The organism is Gillisia xinjiangensis (assembly GCF_046298265.1).
Taxonomy (GTDB): domain Bacteria; phylum Bacteroidota; class Bacteroidia; order Flavobacteriales; family Flavobacteriaceae; genus Gillisia; species Gillisia xinjiangensis.
Genome location: NZ_JBKAHK010000129.1, coordinates 1 through 516, shown reverse-complemented (window position 1 = coordinate 516; position 516 = coordinate 1). Strand labels below are relative to the sequence as shown.

The window sequence follows — 516 nt, the reverse complement described above, 5'->3', positions numbered from 1 at the left end:
TGATACTGCCACCACCGATGAAGACACTGCAGTAACAGTTTCCGTTCTGACCAACGATACTGACCTGGATGGTGATACCCTTACGGTAACCGAAACCACTGCACCTTCTAATGGAAGTGTTGTGATCAATACAGACTACACGATCACCTATACTCCGGATGCCAACTTCAACGGTACAGATACTTTCACCTATACCATCACTGATGGCAATGGTGGAACAGATACCGCTACGGTAACGGTAACGGTCAACCCAATCAACGATGCACCTGTAGCTGTTGATGATACTGCCACCACCGATGAAGACACTGCAGTAACAGTTTCCGTTCTGACCAACGATACTGATGTAGACGGTGATACCCTTACGGTAACCGAAACCACTGCACCTTCTAATGGAAGTGTTGTGATCAATGGTGACGGAACAATTACTTACACTCCGGTAGCCAACTTCAACGGTACAGATACTTTCACCTATACCATCACTGATGGAAATGGTGGAACAGATACCGCTACGGTAAC

At 46.7% G+C, this 516-nt stretch carries 1 protein-coding gene; it reads left to right on the top strand.

Annotation, left to right across the window (positions count from 1 at the left end):
* A partial coding sequence (locus tag ACKGJN_RS16835; RefSeq protein ID WP_409540726.1) for an Ig-like domain-containing protein occupies positions 1 to 516 on the top strand: 516 nt, incomplete at both ends.